Here is a 20,676-nt window from a genome sequence, read left to right on the forward strand (position 1 = left end):
AAGCCCTTTCGGCGTTGTCACCGTGTAGTCGAAGAGTTTCCCACAGTCGTCACGGCACTTCGGCGGGCCGCGTTGGGCGCGCGTTGGCCGGGCGTTGGAGGACCGGGGGATGGTGGGTTTCGTCCAGCAGGCTGCCTTCGCGAGGGATACCGATGTACATCGCCGAAAACGGGGATGAAGTGGCCCCGCCCCAGGAGGTCCCGACCGTCAACGGTCAGGTCGTGGCGCTCCAGGAGACCGTGAACTCCGGCCGGGTGTCACTCGATCCCGCCACCGGCGAGGAACTGCGCAAGATGCTCCTGGAGCAGATGGACCAGGTCGACTCGTGGCTGGAGCGCGCCGGCCGGCTGGCCCGTCCCGCGCCGATCGGCCGCAACCCCGTCGGCGACCGGCTGGCGATGAAGTTCGAGGCGCGCGCCGACGGCGACCCGCGGTCGTTCGTGGCCGTCATGACGGCCTACCGCGAGGTGCTCCAGCAGACGCACGACTCGGTGCAGAACGCGATCCGCAACTTCACCGAGGTCGACGACGAGAGCAGCGTCGAGCTGCGCAGGCTGAGCGGGAACTAGGGGGCTGGCGACGATGGCGACGGAGCGCGTGGAACTGCGGGTCGACCAGGCGAAGCGCCTGGCCCGGGAAGAGCGGGAGATCGACCTGGTGCTGACCGACACCCAGAACTGGGCGTCCCGGTCGCACCGCGAGCTGTACGAGTCCGTGCACAACAACAACGACCCCGGTCAGACGGGCGAGATCGGCGCGGAGTGGGGCCAGTTCGGCACCGAGCTGACCGAGGCCGCCCGGCTGATCAACGAGCGGGTCGCGGTCAGCGAGTCCGGCTGGACGGGCGACGCGGCGGACGCGGCGCGGCTCGCGATCAAGGGCCTGGCCGACTGGGTCACGCACACCGCCGAGACCGCGGTCGAGGTCGGCAAGCGGGTGCAGGACGAGAGCCAGATCATGGAGAACGCCCGGGCCAGCATGCCCGAGCCGGTCGAGTTCAACTGGGACCAGGCCACCGGCGTGTTCACCGCGGGCGGCATCCAGGGCCTGGCCAGCTCCGCCGCCGACGTGCAGGCGGCCAACGACCACGCGCGGGCGCTGCACGAGCACGCCGTGACGGTCATGAGCACGATGGAGCGCGAGTCGCAGGCGGTCGACCAGACCACGCCGCAGTTCAGCGCGCCGTTCAACCCGGTCACCGGCCGCACCGAGGAGCCGCAGCTCGCGATGCTGCGGTCCGCGTCGACCGCCACGGTGGCGGGTGCGGGCGCGGACGCCCTGGGCGTCTCGGGCGGCTCCACGGCGCCCTCGGCGTACACCGCGTCGCAGCCGGCCCAGCAGATGCAGGCCCTGCGGCCGGTGGAGCCGGCGCAGACCTACCAGCCGTCGCAGTCGACGCCCGCCACGCAGCCGTCCGGGTACACGCCCGCCGCGGCGTCGTACACGTCGCCCCCCGGGTCCTACGGCAGCGGCACGTACGCCAGCGGCGCGACGGCGCCCTCGGCGCCGCCGCCGATGTACCGGCCCGAGGGCACGACGGCGGCCGCGGCGGCGGCCCAGGTGCCGGTCACGAACCCGTACACCCCGCCGTCCGGTGGCGGCGGCGGTGGCTACAACTACACGCCCCCGTCCAACAGCGGCTACACCCCGCCCGGCGGCAGCGGCTACGTCCCGCCGTACCAGCCGGCCAACCCGAACACGGTGCCCCGCCAGGGCGGCGGCACCCTGCCGCCCGGCGTGAAGCCGCCGAGCTACATCCCGGCCGGCAGCCCCGGCACGCCCCCGCTCCCCGGCACGCCCGGTGGCGGTGGCGGCGCCGGTGGTGGCGGTGGCGCGCCCGGTGGGCGGATGCCCGGCGGCGGCATGCCCCCCGGCGGTTTCGGCGGCGGCGCCGGCGGCTTCGGCCCGACCGGGTCCGGTGGCGCGGGTGGCGGCGGCGGTTCGCTGGCCGCGGGCGGTTCGACCGGCGCGGTCGGCGGTCCGGGCGCGCGCGGCCCGATGCCCGGCGGCGGCTTCGGCCCCGGCGGCGCGGCGGCGGCGTCCCCGATGGCGGGCGGCGCCCCGATGGGTGGCGCGCCGGCCGGCGGCCAGCAGGGCGAGGACAAGGAGCACCGCGCCGCGGCGTACATCCGCGGTGAGGACATCTTCGAGGTGCCGGGCGAGAACCTGCCCCCGTCGGTGATCGGCGGCGCGAAGCCCAAGAAGAAGGGCGACCAGCCGTGATCGAGCCCGAGTTCGTGCTCACACCGCGCGAGCTGGACGTGCTGTGGAGCCACCTCGACCTCGGCCGGCTGCCCTACCCGCTGGACGTCCCGAGCGTCGGCGACTCCGAGGAGGAGCGCAAGCGGTTGCGGGAGGAGGTGCTCGCCGCGTACGGCGAGCCCGACCCCCGCCTGGTGGCGCTGCTCCGGCTGCTCGGCAACCACGAGGTGGCCGTGGACGCGGTCGCCCACGTGGACCGGTCGGTGCGCGCGGTGGCCGTGTCCGACGGCGGCCGGGCCGCGTTGGCGGTGATCGACAGCGGCTCGATCGGCGTGCTGGAGATCCGGCCGACGGCGTTGGCCAGGTCGATCGTCGAGGTGCTGCCGGACGGGTCCGCGGGGCCGGGCAGCGCGTTGTCGCTGCGGCTGGAGACGTTGAACGCGGCCGTCGCGCTGCAGAACGAGCAGCCGGACGACGAGGACGACGACCCGTGGGGCAGCGGCGAGCTGGACGAGCGGGAGGCGTTGCAGAAGGCCGGGCTGTCGCGCGAGGACGCGAGCGTGATCAGCGAACTGGCCACGAGCCGGGTCGCGGGCGGCCAGTTCGGGGTCAGCGTGGGCGGCGGCTACCGCCGGGCCCGGGCCGGCGCCCTGATCACGTGGTTCGACACGCCCCAGGGCCGCTACCTGATGGTCCACGAGGACGGCTGGCTCAGCCTCGCCCCGACCGACAACGACCGCATCGCCACCCGGATCGCTTCCGTCCTGTCTTCCGTCTCCTGACCACTCCCGGCCCGTGAACGTAGGACTCTCGCGAGAGTCCTACGTTCACGCCGCGCGTGTCCTACCTCCAGAACGCGCGTGTCCTACGTTCAGAACACCCGAGTTGAACGCTCAGGACACCGTCCACCCGGCCGTCCCGAACAACGCCGGCACACTCCCGTCGCCATCCGGGAATTTCTCACCACCGCCTACCGAGACAACACTTCGCGGTGTCATCGGAAAGCGCTCTCACCACCGCTGTGGAACGCCGCTGAATCCGGGTGCCGGCACCGCTACAAGATCACCTATGAAACAGCCGTCGCCGTCGCCGCACCTCGTCGAGCCTCGCGACCAGCGCATCCGCCGTCGCCCTTGGGAGCGGTTCCACGCGGCAGAGAACCGATGATCGAGCCACTGTGAAGATCACGGCACGCTGAAGCCGGCACCCATAGTCTTGCCGAATGGCGACCGGTGGTCGGTAAGCTGACCGGGACCAACGGTCCGCATTACCCCATTCGAGTGACAATGGCGAGGAAATGCGCACGTCGGAGCGACGAATGGCACCCAGAGCCACATGAAAACGGCAGGCGCGGCGAGACTCGGTGACGACCCCGGGCAATCCCGGGTCGCCTTCGCACGTGAATGGGCTGCGGCCATCGGGCCGCCGCCGACGCCGTCCGACCCGCCCTCCGACCCACCGCCCGCCACGTCCGGCGACGCCCCCGACGACCGACTGTCGGACCTGCTCACCGGGCTCACCGCCACCCTGCACGCCGCCGTCCGCGACGACGGGTCGACGGCACGGGCGCGCGAGGTCGGCCGCGGCCTGGTCGAGCACGGGCTGGCCGCCTCCGAGACGCTGGAGCGGACGCTCGCGTTCGTCGGCGAGCACCTGGCCGCCGACGTCGAACCCGGCCGCCTGATGGCCGCACTGGGCGCGTTGGCCGCCGGGTTCACCGACGCGCTGTGCCAGCGCTCGCTGGACGAGCAGGAACAGCACCACGAGCTGAGAACCACTCGATCGGCCGAATCCGCGGTGCGGGCGGGTGAAGCGAAGTTCCGCGCCGTGTTCCAGACCTCGGCGTTGGCCATCACGGTCTCCGACGCCAACGGCGTGATCCTCGACTGCAACGACGCCATGCTCGCCCTGCTGGACCGCACCGCCGACGAGCTGATCGGGACGCGCGGCCGCGACCTGCTCCACCCGGACGAGCGCCAAGTGATCTCGCACGCCGCCCAGCGCCTGCACAACGGCCAGGAGCACGTGCGCGCCGAGACCCGGCTGATCCGCGCCGACGGCGAACTCGTCAACGTGCTCATCGCCCTCGCCCTGCTGCGCGACGACGACGGCGCGCCCGCCTTCTACGTCACCATGATGGAGAGCCTGGACGAGGTCCGCGCGCTGCAGACGCAGCTGGTGCGCCAGAGCCTGCACGACATGCAGACCGGCCTGGCCAACCGGTCCCAGTTCGTGGGCTGGCTGGAGAGCGCGGTCGGCTCCCGCGGTCCCGCCACCCTCGCGCTGGTCGTGTTCGACCTCGACGGGTTCCGGGTGGTCAACGACGCGTACGGGCACGAGGTCGGCAACCGGATCCTGACCGCGGTCGCCGGGCACCTGCGGTCGGTGTTCGACGAGGTCGGGAAGCTGGCCCGGATCGGGCCGGACGAGTTCGCCGTGCTGATCCACGACCCGGCGGACGTGGCGACGGTGGTGTCGCTCGCCGAGTCCGCCGTCGAGCAGCTCGCCGAACCCGTGTGGGTGGAGGACGACGGCATCGGCGTGACCGCCAGCGTCGGCATCGTGGTGCGGCCCGCGCGCGGTGCGGACGCGGCCGAGCTGCTGCGCTGCGTCGACCTGACCGTGCGGTGGGCCAAGGACGACGGCAAGGCGCAGTGGGCGCTCTACGACAAGGAGCGCGACCAGCGGGAACGCGCCCGGATGCGGTTGGCCGCGTCCATCGCGGGCGGGTTGGAGCAGGGCGAGTTCCGGGTCGACTACGAGCCGGTGCACTCGCTGGTGGACGGCGCGCTGCTGGCCGTCGAGGCGCGGCTGCGCTGGGACCACCCGACGGAGGGCGTGCTCGACCCGCAGGAGCTGGTGTCGCTGTCGACGTGCACCGGGATGGCCGCACGCCTGGGCAAGTGGTCCATCGCGCAGGCCTGCGCCGACGCGGGCCGCTGGCACGCCGAGTTCGGTGACGCGGCGCCCGTGCTGAGCATGGACCTGACCGCCCGGGAGTGCCAGGAGCCGGAGCTGGTGGCGACCGTGCGGCAGGCGTTGCGCGAGTGCGGGCTGCCGGCGCGGCTGTTGCAGTTCGAGCTGGGCGAGCAGCTGCCCGCGTTGATCAACGAGGACCAGGTGGAGGAGCTGACCTACCTGGCCGGGCACGGCGTGCGGCTGGTGCTCGACCAGGTCGGCGGCGGCAACGTGCCGCTCGACCGGTTACGGCGGTTACCGCTGACCGCGGTGAAGTTCCAGGGCTCCCCGGTGCACGGCCTGGCCGAGGGCGCGGACCCGGTCGAGGAGAGCGCGGCCGTGGCGCTGCTCACGTGGTCGCGGACGTTGGGGCTGCCGCTGTTCGCGGCGGGCGTGCGCACCCGGTTCGAGGCGCGACGGCTGGTGGAGCTGGGGGTGACGGGCGCGCAGGGGCCGCTGTTCGGGTCGGCGCTGCTGACCGCCGAGCAGGTGCGCGGGATTCTTGGCAAGTCCTGACCCGGCGCTCAGGTTGCGCATAGGGTCGGGGACCAACCTGGGTTCATGACGACAGAGGACTTCCCCGCCGTGCGCGGGTCGTTGGAGGAGCGGGCGCCGTTCTGGCAGCGCCGCACCGGTGCGGTCGTGGCCTCGGCGGCGCTGGCCGCCGCGGTGTTCGGCGGCGTCACCGGCGGGGTGGTCGGCGCGATGAACGCCTCACCCGTCGCGCAAACCCCGGTGAGCAGCCAGGTCGCGATGAACGCCTCGTCCACTGTGGACGTTTCGGGGGTCGCGGCCCGCGTGCTGCCGAGCGTGGTGCAGGTGAACGTCGTGTCGGCGCAGGGCCAGGGCCTCGGGTCCGGGGTGGTGCTGAGCGCGGACGGGCGCATCCTGACCAACAACCACGTGGTGGCGGGCGCGCAGCAGGTGACCGTGACGTTGAGCGACGGGCGGACCGTGGACGCCACCGTGGTGGGCGCGGACGCGTCGAGCGACCTGGCGGTCGTGCAGGCGGCGGGGGTGAGCGGGCTGACGCCGGCGAAGTTCGGCGACTCCGACCAGGTGAAGATCGGCGACGAGGTCGTGGCGATCGGCTCGCCCGAAGGGCTCCAGGGCACCGTGACGTCGGGCATCGTCAGCGCGCTCGACCGCACGGTGACCGTGCCGGGCACGTCGACCGGCCGGCGCGGGTCGTCGGCGGTCAGCTACCAGGCGATCCAGACCGACGCGTCGATCAACCCGGGCAACTCGGGCGGGCCGCTGGTCGACGCGGCGGGCGAGGTCGTCGGCATCAACTCGGCGATCTACTCGCCCGCGTCGGACAGCGGTCAGGCGGGCAGCGTGGGCATCGGCTTCGCGATCCCGGCCAACCAGGTGCGGCAGATCATCGACCAGCTGGGGTGACACCGACCCGCCCCACCCCCGGCCACGTGCGTCCATCCCACGTGGTCGGGGCGTTCGTCGCCGCGGCCTGCCCTGAGCGTTCAACTCGGGTGTTCCGAACGTAGGACACGCGCATTCGGAACGTAGGACACGCGCGGCGGCGTGCGGTCGGGACCGCACGCCGCCGGGTGCGTCAGCCGAGCCACTCCGGGCGCAGCGGCATGTGCGACGTGGTGCCGTCCAGCTTCACGCCCAGCACCTGGTGCAGCTGGATGTTGTTGCGCTCGAAGCCCAGCCGGGACGCGGCCAGGTACAGCCGCCACACCCGCGCCCGACCGAGGCCGACCTCGGTCACCGCGTCGTCCCAGTGCTTCTCCAGGTTCTCGCACCACCCCGCCAGCGTCATGGCGTAGTGCTCGCGCAGGTTCTCCTCGTGCCGCACCTCGAACCCGGTGTCGTGCATCAACGACACGAGGTGGCCCGGCCCGACCAGCTCGCCGTCCGGGAACACGTACCGGTTGATGAACCCGCCGGTCCGCGCCGGCTGCTTGTTGTCCGGCCGGGTGATGCAGTGGTTGAGCATCCGCCCGCCCGGCTTGAGCTTGTCGTACAGCGACCGGAAGTACGCGGGCAGCTTCGCCTTCCCGATGTGCTCGGTCAGGCCGATCGAGCTGACCGCGTCGAACCCGGACTCCCGCACGTCCCGGTAGTCGAGGTAGCGCACCTCGGCCAGGTCCGACAGGCCCGCCTCCACGATCGCCTTCTGCGCCCACTCCGCCTGGTTGCGGGACAACGTCACGCCCAGCGCCTGCACGCCGTACTCCCGCGCGGCGTGCATGACCATGCCGCCCCAGCCGCAGCCCACGTCCAGCAGCCGCATGCCCGGCTTCAGCCCGAGCTTGCGCGCCACCAGGTCGTGCTTGGCGAACTGCGCCTCCTCCAAGGTGGACTCCGCGGTCGGGTACACGGCGCACGTGTACGCCATGGACGGACCGAGGACCCACTCGTAGAACGTGTTCGACACGTCGTAGTGGTGCGCGATCGCCTCGCGGTCGCGCGCCTTCGAGTGCCGCAGGCCGCGCAACCGGCGCTCCTGCGGCGGCACCTCGATCTTCGTGCCCAACCTGGTGCGCCCGAGCGTGGCCAGCAGCTCCACCCGCTCGCCCCAGGGCACCTCGCGCAACGAGATCTCGGAGAGCTGCTTCAACGCCCCGTACACGTCACCGATGATCTCCAGGTGCCCGGTCACGTACGCGCGCGCCAACCCCAGCTCACCCGGCGCCGACGCCAGGTAGGACAACGCCTCCGGTGTGCGCACCTCGATGCTCACACCCGCGTCGGCCGGCCCCGCATGGCTTCCGTCGTACGCGCTGAACCGCACGGACGCGCCGCCTCCGACCGCCCGCTGGAACACCTCCGCCAACCGCATCTGGCCCCGGCTCCCTTCACCTACGGAGAACACACTTGGCGTACAAATCGGGCAGCCGGCCCGCCGGGTCGTACCGCTTCTTCAGGTCCTGGTAGGTAGGGCCGTTGTAGTTGTCCCAGAACTCCTCCTCGCCGTAATACGAGTCGGAGTACAGGGACTTGTGCCCGCCCAGTTCCGTGACCTTGTCCTCGATCAGCCGGTTCCGGCTGCCCAGCTCCTCGTCGGGCCGCAGCGACACCGTCGACCAGAAGCCGACGTTGACGTACAGCACCTCGGGGTCCATCGGGTACAGCGGCCAGGCCGCGCGGCTGCCGTCCGCCCGGCGGCGCAGCCTCACCGGGCACAGCCACACCGGGCTGATGCCGATCTCCCGGTGGAAGAAGTCCAGGAACTCGGCGAGCCGGTCCACCGGGATCTCCACGTCCTGGATCACCGGTTCCTGCACCGCCTTGTTCAGCCGGTCGGACAGCTTGTGCCGCCGGTCCCAGGCCACCACCTTGCGGTACACGTCCGACCGCAGGTAGCGCTTCGGCACGAGCCGCCGCACCACCGGGTGCTGCACGCCGAACGCGCGCGAGCACCAGAACCAGTCGGTGTCCCACCGCCACAGGTAGTCGCGCACGGTCAGGTAGTCGACGCTGCGCCGCTGGATGGACCGGTAGTAGATCTGGTTGCCGGTGTAGTCCGACGTGAACGGCGCGGTGTCGGACCAGTTCGCCAGCGTCACGTACTGCTCGGTGCCGGAGAACACCGTCCCGTCGACGAAGTCGACCGGTTCGCCCTGGTAGGAGCCGTCCGCGCAGACCTCGGCGAGCATCCGCGCGCACTCGGCCGCGTCGGCGAACGGCACGTGCCGCAGCCGCACGTACGGCTTCACCGGTTCCAGCTCGATCTCCAGCCGCAGCGTGTAGCCGAGCGTGCCGTACGAGTTCGGGAACCCGCGAAACAGGTCGTCCTCCGGACCGACGACCACGACCTCGCCGTCGCCCGTCATGATCTCCAGCTCGCGCACCGACTCGTGCGGCAGGCCGTTGCGGAAGGAGCTGGACTCGATGCCCAGACCCGCCACGGCGCCGCCCAGCGTGATCGTCTTGAGCTGCGGCACGACCAGCGGCATGAGACCGTGCGGCAGGGTGGCGTCGACCAGGTGCTCGTAGGTCGTCATGCCCTGGACCTGCGCGGTCCGCGCGTCGGCGTCCACCGACAGGACCTGGTCGAACCGGGCGACGTCGAGGCCGCCGGACTGGTCGGCGCGGAACCGGAAGAGGTTCGACGTCGACTTGGCCAGCCGCACCGGCGCACCGGCCGGGATCGCCGCGTACTGACCGCGCAACGCGGCCACGGCCCGCTCGTGGCCGGACTCCTGAACCTGCCGGTGATCCCTCACGGCACCGACGTTAGGCCGCCGGAGCTTGATCAGCACCCCCAAATTTCCGGCCCCCGCAAGTTACCGACGGGTAGTACGCTAGGTGGTTATGACCCACGCCACTCATGAGGTGACCAACCAGGTCCCGCCACTGGAAGGGCACGACGTCTCCGCCGACCCGGCGTTGCTGGACGGACTGCGGCGCGGCGGCGCGGAGTGGGCCGAACCCGAGGTGCGCGCGTTGGGCGCGCTCGCGGGCACACCGCACGTCCAAGACCTGGGACGGTTGGCCAACGCGCACCCGCCCGTGCTGCACACCCACGACCGGTACGGGCGCCGGGTCGACGAGGTCGAGTTCCACCCCGCCTGGCACGAGCTGATGGGCACGGCCGTCGCCAACGGCCTGCACGCGGCGCCGTGGCGGGACGACCGGCCGGGCGCGCACGTCGCCCGCGCGGCCAAGTTCTACGTGTGGAGCCAAGCGGAAGCGGGCCACGGGTGTCCGATTTCGATGACCTACGCCGCCGTGCCCGCTTTGCGCCGCACGCCCGCTTTGGCCGAGAAGTACGAACCGCTGCTGGCGGCACGGGAGTACGACTTCGGGCTGCGCGCGCCGTCGTCGAAGCGCGGGTTGATCGCGGGCATGTCGATGACCGAGAAGCAGGGCGGCTCGGACGTGCGGGCCAACACCACGCGCGCCGTGCCCGTCGCCGACCACCACGTGCTGACCGGGCACAAGTGGTTCACCTCCGCGCCGATGTCGGACCTGTTCCTGACCCTCGCGCAGGCGCCGGGCGGCCTGTCGTGCTTCGTGCTGCCGCGCGTGCTGCCCGACGGCACGCGCAACGCGATGTTCCTCCAGCGGCTCAAGGACAAGCTCGGCAACAAGTCCAACGCGTCCGCGGAGCTGGAGTACGACGGCGCGGTCGGGTGGCTCGTCGGCGAGGAGGGACAGGGCGTGCGGACCATCATCGAGATGGTCAACATGACCCGGCTGGACTGCGTGCTCGGCTCGGCGTCCGGGATGCGGCTGGGGCTGACCCAGGCCACGCACCACGCGGCGCACCGCAAGGCGTTCGGCGCGTACCTGGTCGACCAGCCCGCCATGCGCAACGTGCTGGCCGACCTGGCGGTGGAGTCCGAGGCGGCGACCACGGTGGCGCTGTGGCTCGCGGGCAACCGGAGCCGGCTGGGGCTCGCGGTGAGCAAGTACTGGGTGTGCAAGCGGGCTCCCGCGCACGCCGCCGAAGCGCTGGAGTGCCTGGGCGGCAACGGGTACATCGAAGACTCGGGGATGCCGCGGCTGTTCCGCGAGTCGCCGTTGATGTCCATCTGGGAGGGTTCGGGCAACGTGGCCGCGCTGGACGCGCTGCGCGCCCTCGGGCGGTCACCGGAAGCGGTGGCGGAGTTCTTCGGCGAGCTGGACGCGGCGCGCGGCGCCGATCGGCGGCTGGACGCGGCCGTCCAAGGGCTCAAGGATGAGCTGATCGACACCGACGACCTCGAAGTGAGGGCGCGCCGGGTGGTGGAGCGGATGGCGTTGACGTTGCAGGGTGCGCTGCTGGTGCGGTACGGGCACCCGGCGGTGGCGGACGCGTTCTGCGCGTCACGGCTGTCCGGCGACTGGGGCGTGGCGTTCGGCACGCTGCCGCGCGGCGTGGACTTCGGTGCCATCGTGGAACGAGGGCTGCCGAAGCCGTGAGCGCCGTCCGGGTTGAGCGGTCCGGGCCGGTGTTCACCGTCCTGCTGAACCGGCCCGCCGTGCGCAACGCGGTGGACGGGCCGACCGCGCACACGTTGACCGAGGTGTTCCGCGAGTTCGACGAGGACCCGACCGCGGCGGTGGCCGTGCTGCACGGCGAGGGCGGCACGTTCTGCTCGGGCGCGGACCTGAAGGCGCTGGGCACGCCCCGGGGCAACGACGCCGAGTCGCCGTCCGGCCCGATGGGTCCGACGCGGTTGCGGTTGTCGAAACCGGTGATCGCGGCGGTGTCCGGGCACGCGGTGGCGGGCGGGCTGGAGCTGGCGCTGTGGTGCGACCTGCGGGTGGCCGACGAGGACGCCGTGTTCGGCGTGTACTCGCGGCGGTGGGGCGTGCCGCTGATCGACGGCGGGACCGTGCGGCTGCCCCGGTTGATCGGCGCGTCGCGGGCGATGGACCTGGTGCTGACGGGCCGGCCGGTGCACTCCGGCGAGGCGCTGCGGATCGGCCTGGCGAACCGCGTGGTGCCTTCCGGCACCTCACGTGCCGCGGCGGAGTCCCTGGCGCTCGAACTGTCGGGGTTCCCCCAGGTGGGACTGCGCCGCGACCGCTTGTCGCTGCTGGAGCAGGAGGACCTGCCGGAACCCGACGCCCTGGCCAACGAGCTGTCCCACGGCCTCATCGCGCTGACCGAGGTGGAGAAGGGCCTGCGCCGCTTCCAATCCGGCGAAGGCCGCCACGGCAAGTTCCCCCAGTAACCCTCCGCGCGTGTCCTACGTTGCGAACGCGCGTGTCCTACATTCCGGCACCCCGAGTTGAACGCTCAGAACAAGATCGACTGTTCTGAGCGTTCAACTCGGGTGTTCCCTACGTAGGACACGCGCGTTCCGAACGTAGGACACGCGCGTTCGGAAGGTAGGACACGCGGGGTTAGTGGAGGCCCAGGTCGCGGGCGATCAGCATCTTCTGCACCTCGCTGGTGCCCTCGCCGATCTCCAGGATCTTGGCGTCCCGGTAGAAGCGGCCCACCGGGTACTCGTTCATGAACCCGTACCCGCCGAAGATCTGCGTCGCCTCGCGCGCGTTGTCCATCGCCGCCTCCGACGACACCAACTTCGCGATCGCCGCCTCCCGCTTGAACGGCTCGCCGCGCAGCATCTTCGCCGCCGCCTGGTAGTAGGCGAGCCGCGCGGTGTGCGTGCGCGCCTCCATCTCGGCGATCTTGAACTGGATGGCCTGGTACGCGCCGATCCGGTGGCCGAACGCCTCCCGCTCACCCGCGTACTTCAGCGACTCGTCCACGCACCCCTGCGCCAGGCCGACGCCGACGGCCGCGATCGCCACCCGGCCCTCGTCCAACGTCTGCAGGAACTGCGCGTAGCCCCGCCCGCGCTCGCCGACCAGGTTGGCCAGCGGCACGCGGCAGTCCTGGAAGGACAGCTCACGCGTGTCCGACGCGTTCCACCCGACCTTGGAGTACTTGCGCGACACCGAGAACCCCGGCGTGCCCGACGGCACGATGATCGCCGAGATCTCCGGCTTGCCGTTCTCCCGCCGCCCGGTCACCGCCGCCACCGTGACCAGGCCGGTGATGTCCGTGCCCGAGTTGGTGATGAACGCCTTGGTGCCGTTGATCACCCACTCGTCGCCGTCGACCCGGGCGGTGGTGCGCAGCGCGCCCGCGTCCGACCCGCCGCCGGGCTCGGTGAGCCCGAACGCGCCGAGCACCTCGCCGGCGCACAACCGGGGCAGCCAGGCCGCCTTCTGCTCGGCCGAGCCGAACCGGAACACCGGCATGGACCCGAGCGAGACGCCGGCTTCCAGCGTGATCGCCACGGACGAGTCGACCCGAGCCAGCTCCTCCAGCGCCAGGCACAACGCGAAGTAGTCGCCGCCCATCCCGCCGTGCTCCTCCGGGAACGGCAGCCCGAACAGCCCCATCCGCCCCATCTTGGCGACGATGTCGTAGGGGAACTCCTCGCGCTCGTAGAACCCGCCGATGACCGGCGCGACCTCTTCGCGGGCGAACTCCTCGACGGTCTTGCGCAACGCCTCGTATTCCTCGTCAAGGCGGAAGTCCAACATCGCTCACTCCTCGTGGGGCACGACGACGGCAAGGGGTTGGTCCAGCGCGACCTGTTGGCCCGCCTGGACGTGCACTTCGGTGAGCACGCCGGCCACGGGTGACGTGACGGTGTGCTCCATCTTCATCGCTTCGACCACGAACAGCGCCTGCCCGGCCGTCACGTGCTCGCCCCGGGCGACCCGCACCAGGAGCACCGTGCCGGGCATGGGGCTGGTGACGGGGCCGCCGCCCGCGACGACCCCCGAGGCCGCGACCTCGGACGGCCGGGTCTCGGTGAGCGCCCACGCGTGACCGTCCCGGCCCAGCCACAGCACGTCCCCGTCGCGGTGCATCGCGTACGGCCGGCCGTCCACGGTGAGCCGGCTGCCGTCGACCCGAACGGTGTGCCTGGACGGTTCGCCGTCCGCGACCGACACCTCGTCGCCGCGCACGCGCACCTCGACGCCGTCGATCAGCCACCGGGTCCAGGCGTGCTCGCCCACCCTCCAGCCGTCGGCCCGCGTCCACGGGTCGTCACCGCCGCCCAGCGAGAGCTGCCGTTGCAGCGCGGCGGCGGCCAGCACCTCGTCCGGCCGCCGCACGGCCACCAGGGTGTCGAGCTTGCGCTCCACCAGACCGGTGTCGAGGTCGCCCGACCGGACGTCCGGGTCGCGCAGCAACGCCCGCAGGAACGGGATGTTCGTGGTCACGCCGAGCACCGTGAACCGGCCCAGGGCGGCGTGCAGCCTGCGCAACGCCTCCTCCCGCGTCGCCCCGTGCGCGATCACCTTGGCCAGCATGGGGTCGTAGTCGCTGCCGACGGTCAGCCCGACCCGCAACGCGGAGTCCACCCGCACGTCGGACGGCTCCTCCAGCGCGAGCACCGTCCCGCCGGTCGGCAGGAAGCCCCGCGCCGGGTCTTCCGCGTACACGCGCGCTTCGACCGCGTGCCCGGTCATCTCCACCGACGTGAACCCGAGCGGTTCGCCCGCGGCCACCCGCAACTGCCACTCGACCAGGTCCACGCCGGTCGCGAGCTCGGTCACGGGGTGCTCGACCTGGAGCCGCGTGTTCATCTCCATGAAGAAGTAGTCACCGGACGCGCCGTCGACGATGAACTCGACCGTGCCCGCCCCGACGTACCCGACTGACCGGGCCGCCTCCACCGCCGCCGCGCCCATCGCGGCCCGCATCTCGGGCGTGACCAGCGGCGACGGCGCCTCTTCGATGATCTTCTGGTGCCGCCGCTGCAAGCTGCACTCGCGCTCGCCGAGGTGCGTCACGCCGCCGTGCGCGTCGGCCATCACCTGGATCTCGACGTGCCGCGGGTTGCCGATGAACCGCTCGATCAGCAGGGCGTCGTCGCCGAACGACCCGCGCGCCTCCCGCCGTGCCGACTCGATGGCGTCACGCAGGCCGTCGCCGGACTCCACGAGCCGCATGCCCTTGCCGCCGCCACCGGCGGACGGCTTCAGCAGCACCGGGAACCCGATCTCGTCCGCCGCGAGCACGAGGTCGTCGTCGGTCATCCCGACCTCGGTCCGACCCGGCACCACGGGCACGCCGGCCGCCGCGACGGTCAGCTTGGCGCGGATCTTGTCGCCCATCGCCTCGATCGCCTCGGCGGGCGGCCCGATGAACACCAGCCCGGCCTTCTCGCACGCCCGCGCGAACTCCGCGTTCTCGGCGAGGAACCCGTACCCCGGGTGCACGGCCTGCGCGCCCGTCGAGAGCGCCGCCTCGACGATCCGCTCGACCGACAGGTAGCTCTCCCGCGCCGACGCGGGTCCGATCCGCACCGCGACGTCCGCCATCCGCACGTGCAGCGCGTCGGCGTCCGCGTCGCTGTGGACCGCGACCGAGCGGATGCCGAACCGCCGCAGCGCGCGGATCACGCGCACCGCGATCTCGCCGCGGTTGGCCACCAGAACGCTGTCGAACATCCCTTGGCGCACCATGCCCATCACATCCGGAAGACGCCGTAGGAAACCGGCTCGATCGGGGCGTTCGCCGCCGTGGACAACGCCAGGCCCAGCACCATCCGCGTGTCGAGGGGGTCGATCACGCCGTCGTCCCAGAGCCGGGCCGTGGAGTAGTACGGGTTGCCCTGGTCCTCGTACTGCTGCCGGATCGGCGCCTTGAACGCCTCTTCGTCCTCCGCCGACCACGCGTCGCCGAGCTGGTCGCGCCGCACGGTCGCCAGCACCGAGGCCGCCTGCTCGCCGCCCATCACCGAGATGCGGGCGTTGGGCCACATCCACAGGAACCGGGGCGAGTAGGCCCGGCCGCACATCGAGTAGTTGCCCGCGCCGAACGACCCGCCGATGACCACGGTGAACTTCGGCACCCGCGCGCACGCCACCGCCGTCACCATCTTCGCGCCGTGCTTGGCGATGCCCGCCGCCTCGTACTCGCGGCCGACCATGAACCCGCTGATGTTCTGCAGGAACACCAGCGGCACGCTGCGCTGGTCGCACAGCTGGATGAAGTGCGCGCCCTTCAGCGCCGACTCGCCGAACAGCACGCCGTTGTTGGCCACGATGCCGACCGGGTGGCCGTGGATCCGGGCGAACCCGGTGACCAGCGTCGCGCCGTACTCCTTCTTGAACTCCTGGAACCGGCTGCCGTCGACGATCCGGGCGATCACCTCGCGCACGTCGTAGGGCGTGCGGCTGTCGGTCGGCACGACGCCGTACAGCTCGGCGGGGTCGACGGCGGGCTCGGCGGCCGGTTCGACCTGCCACGGGCGCGGCGCGCGCGGACCCAGCGTGCTGACGATCGAGCGCACGATCCGCAACGCGTGCGCGTCGTCCTCCGCGAGGTGGTCGGTGACGCCGGACGTGCGCGAGTGCAGTTCGCCGCCGCCCAGCTCCTCGGCCGTGACGACCTCGCCGGTCGCGGCCTTCACCAGCGGCGGGCCGCCGAGGAAGATGGTGCCCTGGCCGCGCACGATGACCGCCTCGTCCGACATCGCGGGCACGTACGCGCCGCCGGCGGTGCACGAGCCGAGCACGGCGGCGACCTGCGGGATGCCGCGGGCGGACATGGTGGCCTGGTTGAAGAAGATCCGGCCGAAGTGCTCGCGGTCGGGGAACACCTCGTCCTGCCGGGGCAGGAACGCGCCGCCGGAGTCCACCAGGTAGACGCACGGCAGGTGGTTCTGCAACGCGACCTCTTGGGCGCGCAGGTGCTTCTTCACCGTCAGCGGGTAGTAGGTGCCGCCCTTGACGGTGGCGTCGTTGGCGACGATGACGACCTCGCGGCCGGACACGCGGCCGACGCCCGTGATGACGCCGGCGGCTGGCGCTTCGTCGCCGTACATGCCGTCCGCGGCCAGCGGTGACAGCTCGAGGAACGGCGAGCCGGGGTCGAGCAGCGCGTCGACCCGGTCGCGGGGCAGCAGCTTGCCGCGCTCCACGTGCCGGGTCCGTGACTTCTCCGGACCGCCGAGGGCGGCTCGGCCGAGCTTGGCGCGCAGTTCCGCCACGAGCCGGGCGTGCTCGTCGTGGTAGCGCCGGAAGGCGTCGGCCGACTTGTCGGCCGTGCTGCGCAGCACCGGGGCGTCCATCGAACTCCTCGCGGTTAGCCGTCGTTAACCTGAGGCGATGTTAGCGCTTGTTAACACCAGTTCACAAGCCGGAGGGGGCCGCGGGTGCGGCCCCCTCCGGTGTGACGGCCGACCAGGTCAGCCCGTGACGGCGGTGAGCTGCGGCAGGTAGCCGAGGCGCTGGCCGTTGCGGTTCGGGTGGTAGGACTCCTCCACCGGCCAGGTCAGGCTGTTCATCCACCAGTCGCCGGAGCAGATCTCGTGCCCGGTGAACGGGGTGCGCAGGTCGCGGTAGGAGAACGACTTGGCGCCCGCCTGGCCGGAGATCACCTGGTGCAGGGTGTCGGCGGCGGAGTTGATCGCCGCGCGCTTGGTGTCGCTCAGGCCGACCGAGCAGCTGCCCGGCACCTTGTAGAGCCGCGGGTAGCCGAGCACGACGACCGTGGCGGACGGCGCGCGGGTGCGGATCTGCGTGTACACGTTGTCCAGCAGGGCGGGCAGGGTGCCCGTGGCGTAGGCCTTGGCCTGGTTGACCCGGGTGGTGCAGGTCGAGTCGGAGCCGAAGGTGCAGGCGGTGATCACGTCGGTGAAGCCGGCGTCGTTCCCACCGATCGAGATGCTGACCAGGGAGGTCGTCGCGCTCAGGGCGCTGACCTGGTTGGCCAGCACGTCACCGGTCTTGGCGCCGGAGCAGGCGACGAACTTGAACGACGCGGGCGCGTGCGACGCCGCCCAGAGGGCCGGGTAGCTGTACTGGCTGCGCTTGCAGCTGCCGGAGTCGCTGTAGTACGAGCCGGTGCCCGTTCCGGACGAGTAGGAGTCGCCGAGCGCGACGTAGTTGGCGGCGGCGGCTTCCGCCGGCACGACGAGTGCCAGCGTGGCGACGAGTGCCAGCGCCGCGCTGGACAGGGTTCGGACAAGGCGCATCGGAGCCTCCCGGAGGGAAACAACGCAGGGTGTGATGCGGAGCACAACAAGGGTTACCAGTAAGTAGTCCTATATAAAAAGAGTGGGTCAAGAGTTAACTACGCGTTTCGGCCACCGGTCGGTGATCGCGCGACGACGGCCAGGTTAACGCCCGTTTACGTGGACTGGGCTGGGCGTTTAAGATGGGCCGCGTGTCAGCCGAGCCAGCGAAGCAAACCCGCCGCGACCAGATCCTGGCCGCCGCCGCCGAACTGTTCGCCCGGCACGGCTTCCACGGGGTCGGCATCGACGACATCGGCGCCGCCGTGGGGATTTCCGGGCCGGCGCTGTACCGCCACTTCCGCAGCAAGGACGCGATGCTCGGCGAGATGCTGACGTCCATCAGCGAACGGCTGCTGGACGGCGGGCTGAACCGGGTGGCCGCCTCCGGCGACCCGGCGCACGCGCTGCGGGAATTGATCCGGTGGCACGTCGACTTCGCGTTGGACGACCCCGCGCTGATCACCGTGCAGATCCGCAACCTGGCGAACCTGACCGACCCGGACCGGCGGCGGGTGCGGGCGCTCCAGCGGCGCTACGTCGAGGTGTGGGTGGAGACGATCCGCAAGACGTCGCCGGAAGTGGACGAGCCGACCGCCCGTGCGGCGGCGCACGCCGTGTTCGGTTTGATCAACTCCACGCCGCACAGCGCCCACCTGGACCGCGACCAGATGGCGGCACTGCTGTCGCAGATGGCGCTGGCGTCGTTGTCGGGAGCGCTGCCCGTCCAGCCGTGACGTGCCGGGACGGCGCGGGTCGCGTGTGCCGAGCGTTCAACTCGGGTGTTCCGAACGTAGGACACACGCGTTCCGAACGTAGGACACGGGTGTTCTGAACGTAGGACTCTCGCGGACCGGGGGTAGGACTCTCGCGTACGCTCGGCTACCGATGGGTGACGTGGCGGTGAACACCACCGGGGGGTGGCCGGGGCTCCGGTTGCTCGCCCGTCTGCCCGCCTGGTTCCGGTTCGTGCTCGTGGCGCTCGCCGTGTTCGTGTGCGGCGTGATCGCGTCCAGGCCGGGGGGCGCGACGGACACCTCGCCGCTCAAGGGCGACGTCGCGGTCGCGGCGAAGGCCGTCGAGGCGATGGCCCACCCCGACGCGGTGAACCCGCTCCTTGAGTTCCCGGCCGACTTCGGCGACGTCACCAAGCGCCGACCCGCGGTGGTCGTCGGGGCCGACGGGTCCGCCCGGGCCATCGACCCGAACGGCGGCTGCTCCGGGCCCGCCGGGGACACCGAGTGGGACTTCGGCACCGGCTGCAAGGCCCACGACCTGGGCTACGACCTGCTCCGCTACGCCGAGCACAAGGGCCGCCCGCTCGGCCCGGACGCCCGCAAGTCCCTCGACGCCCGCCTCGCCCACGACATGCACGCCCAGTGCGACGTCAACCCGCGCGGCCACGCGGCCCGGTGCCACGCGACCGCCCAGCTCTACGCGGCGGGACTGGAGTTCAACTCGTGGCGGCAGCGCTGGGGACCTCCCGGCCACGAGCCCGTCCTCGCGTGGGGCTTCGGCAGCGCGGTCGTGGTGTTCCTCCTGCTCGCCCGCCTGCCCGGCCTGGCCGACCGCCGCAGGCACGGCGCGGGTCCCGACGACCCCGTCGACACGCCCCGACCGCGGGCCACCCCCGACCGCTACGCCACGTTCCTGCGGCTCAGCGCGCTGGCCCTGGTGGTGATCGGGCAGTCGCTGATCACCGTCCTGCACTGGGCGGGCGTGAGCGCGACCTGGCTGTGGCTGCTCACCTGGGCGTTGCAGGCCATCCCCGTCTTCTACTTCGCGGGCGGCCACGCCAACCTCGTCGGCTGGCACGCCGTGCAGGCCGAGCAGGGCGGCTACGGCCGCTACCTGGCCGCGCGCATCACCTGGCTGCTCCGGCCCGTGCTGGCGTTCGTGCTGGCCTGGCTGGTCCTCCCGCTGCCGCTCGAACTGCTCGACGTGGACAAGTCGCGGGTGGAGATGTTCGGCCGGCTCATCGCGCACCCGCTGTGGTTCCTGGGCCTGTACCTGGTCGCGGTCGCCGCCACCCCCGTCATGGCCTGGCTGCACCGCCACGCCCGCCTGGTCACGCCGGTCGCGCTGGTCGCCGCCATGATCGTGGTCGACCTGGCCCGCATCGGCTTCCCCTGGCGCCCCGGCGGCCACCTCAACCTGGTGCTGGGCGCGCTGCTGCTGCAACAGCTCGGCTTCCACTACGCCGACGGCAGCCTGCACCGCGTCCCGCGCAAGGTGCTCGGCGTCCTCGCGCTCGCCGCCGTGCCCGTGCTGCTGGCGCTGATCACGTTCGGCGGGTACCCGCGCACGATGATGCCGCTGCCCGGCGAGGGCAGCTCGAACCTCAGCCCGCCCACCGTGTGCCTGCTCGTGCTCGGCCTGGCCCAGATCTGCCTGGTGCTGCTGCTCAAGCCCCGCGTCACGGCCTGGCTCGCGGGCAGCCGGCCGTGGCGGGTGGTGGAGTTCGCCCGGACCGCGCCGATGACGGTCTACCTCGGCTACCTCACCGTGCTGGCCGCCGTGATCGGCGTGCTCGGCCTGCTGGACTCACCGGCCGCGTTCGACTGGGTCGCCACCAAACCGCGTTGGCTGGCCGTGCTGGTGCTGCTGCTCCTGCCCGTCCTGGCGGTGTTCCACCGCTTCGAGCGCAACGCCGCGCTCAGCCCCAGCCGCACCCGCGAGACCCACCGCACCCGGCTCGCGGTCACCCTCGGCGCCGGCTACGGCGTGCTCGGCGTCCTCGGGTTCGTGGTCACCGGCTTCGCGGGCGCGGCGGGCACGCTGGTCGTGTTCAAGGTCGACCCGCTGCAGAACCTGATCCACCTGCTGCTGGGCTGGTACCTGCTGCACACCGCGCACGCCGGCACGTGCCACGGCCGGCGTCCCTGGCTGCTCACCGCGCTGGCCTGCGTGCCGGCGCTGCTGGTGCTCGAGCCGACCGGCGCGATGGTCGTGCTGCACGTCGCGACGATCGCCGCCGCCCTGGCCGCGGCGGTACCGAAGCAGGACCAGGCACACGCAGGCGAACACCGGCAGCCACGTCCCGCGCTCCAGCACCCATAGG

General features: G+C 72.0%; 15 protein-coding genes. 9 read left to right on the forward strand and 6 right to left on the reverse strand.

Features of this window, described 5'->3' with window-relative positions:
* Positions 1-152 precede the first annotated feature (152 nt).
* From IOD16_RS31695 to IOD16_RS31715, 5 genes are all read left to right on the forward strand, one after another.
* On the forward strand, positions 153-569 hold the full coding sequence (locus tag IOD16_RS31695) for a hypothetical protein (protein ID WP_123745631.1): 417 nt from the start codon (positions 153-155) through the stop codon (positions 567-569).
* Between the two features lie 13 nt (positions 570-582).
* Positions 583-2,223 (forward strand): PPE domain-containing protein, encoded by a 1,641-nt coding sequence (locus tag IOD16_RS31700; RefSeq protein WP_201437456.1) that lies wholly within the window; start codon positions 583-585, stop codon positions 2,221-2,223.
* Positions 2,220-2,984, forward strand: coding sequence for an ESX secretion-associated protein EspG (locus tag IOD16_RS31705; RefSeq protein ID WP_201437457.1), 765 nt, complete (start codon positions 2,220-2,222; stop codon positions 2,982-2,984). Before IOD16_RS31700 ends, IOD16_RS31705 begins: the two co-directional genes overlap by 4 nt.
* A 553-nt stretch (positions 2,985-3,537) precedes the next feature.
* A complete protein-coding gene (locus IOD16_RS31710; RefSeq protein ID WP_201437458.1) occupies positions 3,538-5,676 on the forward strand; it encodes a putative bifunctional diguanylate cyclase/phosphodiesterase in 2,139 nt (712 codons plus the stop codon).
* A 45-nt stretch (positions 5,677-5,721) separates the two neighbouring features.
* Positions 5,722-6,561 carry a S1C family serine protease gene (locus IOD16_RS31715; RefSeq protein ID WP_201437459.1) on the forward strand — a complete coding sequence of 280 codons (840 nt, stop codon included), beginning with the start codon at positions 5,722-5,724 and terminating at the stop codon, positions 6,559-6,561.
* Between the two features lie 172 nt (positions 6,562-6,733).
* On the opposite strand, the gene IOD16_RS31720 is transcribed toward IOD16_RS31715, so the two are convergent.
* Together IOD16_RS31720 and IOD16_RS31725 are read right to left on the reverse strand one after the other, a co-directional pair.
* A complete protein-coding gene (locus IOD16_RS31720; protein WP_123745626.1) occupies positions 6,734-7,969 on the reverse strand; it encodes an SAM-dependent methyltransferase in 1,236 nt (411 codons plus the stop codon).
* Positions 7,970-7,985: 16 nt separating this feature from the next.
* Positions 7,986-9,356 carry an FAD-binding oxidoreductase gene (locus IOD16_RS31725; RefSeq protein WP_170185218.1) on the reverse strand — a complete coding sequence of 457 codons (1,371 nt, stop codon included), beginning with the start codon at positions 9,354-9,356 and terminating at the stop codon, positions 7,986-7,988.
* A gap of 88 nt (positions 9,357-9,444) precedes the next feature.
* On the opposite strand from IOD16_RS31725, the gene IOD16_RS31730 reads away from it, so the two are divergent.
* Both IOD16_RS31730 and IOD16_RS31735 read left to right on the forward strand, forming a co-directional pair.
* Positions 9,445-11,037: an acyl-CoA dehydrogenase family protein gene (locus IOD16_RS31730; RefSeq protein WP_201437460.1), complete on the forward strand. Its 1,593-nt coding sequence runs from the start codon at positions 9,445-9,447 to the stop codon at positions 11,035-11,037.
* Positions 11,034-11,795, forward strand: coding sequence for a crotonase/enoyl-CoA hydratase family protein (locus tag IOD16_RS31735; RefSeq protein ID WP_201437461.1), 762 nt, complete (start codon positions 11,034-11,036; stop codon positions 11,793-11,795). Before IOD16_RS31730 ends, IOD16_RS31735 begins: the two co-directional genes overlap by 4 nt.
* 172 nt (positions 11,796-11,967) lie before the next feature.
* Here IOD16_RS31735 and IOD16_RS31740 read toward each other — a convergent pair whose 3' ends face one another.
* The 4 genes from IOD16_RS31740 to IOD16_RS31755 all read right to left on the reverse strand — a co-directional run bounded on the left by IOD16_RS31740 (position 11,968) and on the right by IOD16_RS31755 (position 17,576).
* Entirely contained in the window at positions 11,968-13,122 is a 1,155-nt protein-coding gene (locus IOD16_RS31740; protein ID WP_123745622.1) for an acyl-CoA dehydrogenase family protein, read from the reverse strand.
* A gap of 3 nt (positions 13,123-13,125) precedes the next feature.
* The gene (locus IOD16_RS31745) at positions 13,126-15,045 is read right to left on the reverse strand and encodes an acetyl-CoA carboxylase biotin carboxylase subunit (RefSeq protein WP_201437462.1); all 1,920 of its coding nucleotides are present in this window, start codon (positions 15,043-15,045) and stop codon (positions 13,126-13,128) included.
* A 20-nt stretch (positions 15,046-15,065) separates the two neighbouring features.
* Positions 15,066-16,670 (reverse strand): carboxyl transferase domain-containing protein, encoded by a 1,605-nt coding sequence (locus IOD16_RS31750; protein ID WP_123745621.1) that lies wholly within the window; start codon positions 16,668-16,670, stop codon positions 15,066-15,068.
* Positions 16,671-16,787: 117 nt separating this feature from the next.
* A complete protein-coding gene (locus IOD16_RS31755; protein WP_201437463.1) occupies positions 16,788-17,576 on the reverse strand; it encodes an SGNH/GDSL hydrolase family protein in 789 nt (262 codons plus the stop codon).
* 191 nt (positions 17,577-17,767) lie between these two features.
* Between IOD16_RS31755 and IOD16_RS31760 the strand changes: the two genes are divergently transcribed.
* Positions 17,768-18,352 carry an SACE_7040 family transcriptional regulator gene (locus IOD16_RS31760; protein ID WP_236594503.1) on the forward strand — a complete coding sequence of 195 codons (585 nt, stop codon included), beginning with the start codon at positions 17,768-17,770 and terminating at the stop codon, positions 18,350-18,352.
* Positions 18,353-18,503: 151 nt separating this feature from the next.
* On the forward strand, positions 18,504-20,675 hold the full coding sequence (locus IOD16_RS31765) for a phospholipase A2 (protein WP_201437464.1): 2,172 nt from the start codon (positions 18,504-18,506) through the stop codon (positions 20,673-20,675).
* Position 20,676: the final 1 nt, after the last annotated feature.

Origin of the sequence: Saccharothrix sp. 6-C (genome assembly GCF_016695385.1) — a bacterium.
In the GTDB taxonomy this organism is placed as follows: Bacteria; Actinomycetota; Actinomycetes; order Mycobacteriales; family Pseudonocardiaceae; genus Actinosynnema; species Actinosynnema texasense.

Coding starts and splice junctions, on each gene's coding strand:
- IOD16_RS31695 (WP_123745631.1), top strand. CDS start 153: ATGTACATCGCCGAAAACGGGGATGAAGTGGCCCCGCCCCAGGAGGTC.
- IOD16_RS31700 (WP_201437456.1), top strand. CDS start 583: ATGGCGACGGAGCGCGTGGAACTGCGGGTCGACCAGGCGAAGCGCCTG.
- IOD16_RS31710 (WP_201437458.1), top strand. CDS start 3,538: ATGAAAACGGCAGGCGCGGCGAGACTCGGTGACGACCCCGGGCAATCC.
- IOD16_RS31715 (WP_201437459.1), top strand. CDS start 5,722: ATGACGACAGAGGACTTCCCCGCCGTGCGCGGGTCGTTGGAGGAGCGG.
- IOD16_RS31720 (WP_123745626.1), bottom strand. CDS start 7,969: ATGCGGTTGGCGGAGGTGTTCCAGCGGGCGGTCGGAGGCGGCGCGTCC.
- IOD16_RS31730 (WP_201437460.1), top strand. CDS start 9,445: ATGACCCACGCCACTCATGAGGTGACCAACCAGGTCCCGCCACTGGAA.
- IOD16_RS31740 (WP_123745622.1), bottom strand. CDS start 13,122: ATGTTGGACTTCCGCCTTGACGAGGAATACGAGGCGTTGCGCAAGACC.
- IOD16_RS31745 (WP_201437462.1), bottom strand. CDS start 15,045: ATGTTCGACAGCGTTCTGGTGGCCAACCGCGGCGAGATCGCGGTGCGC.
- IOD16_RS31750 (WP_123745621.1), bottom strand. CDS start 16,670: ATGGACGCCCCGGTGCTGCGCAGCACGGCCGACAAGTCGGCCGACGCC.
- IOD16_RS31755 (WP_201437463.1), bottom strand. CDS start 17,576: ATGCGCCTTGTCCGAACCCTGTCCAGCGCGGCGCTGGCACTCGTCGCC.
- IOD16_RS31765 (WP_201437464.1), top strand. CDS start 18,504: ATGGGTGACGTGGCGGTGAACACCACCGGGGGGTGGCCGGGGCTCCGG.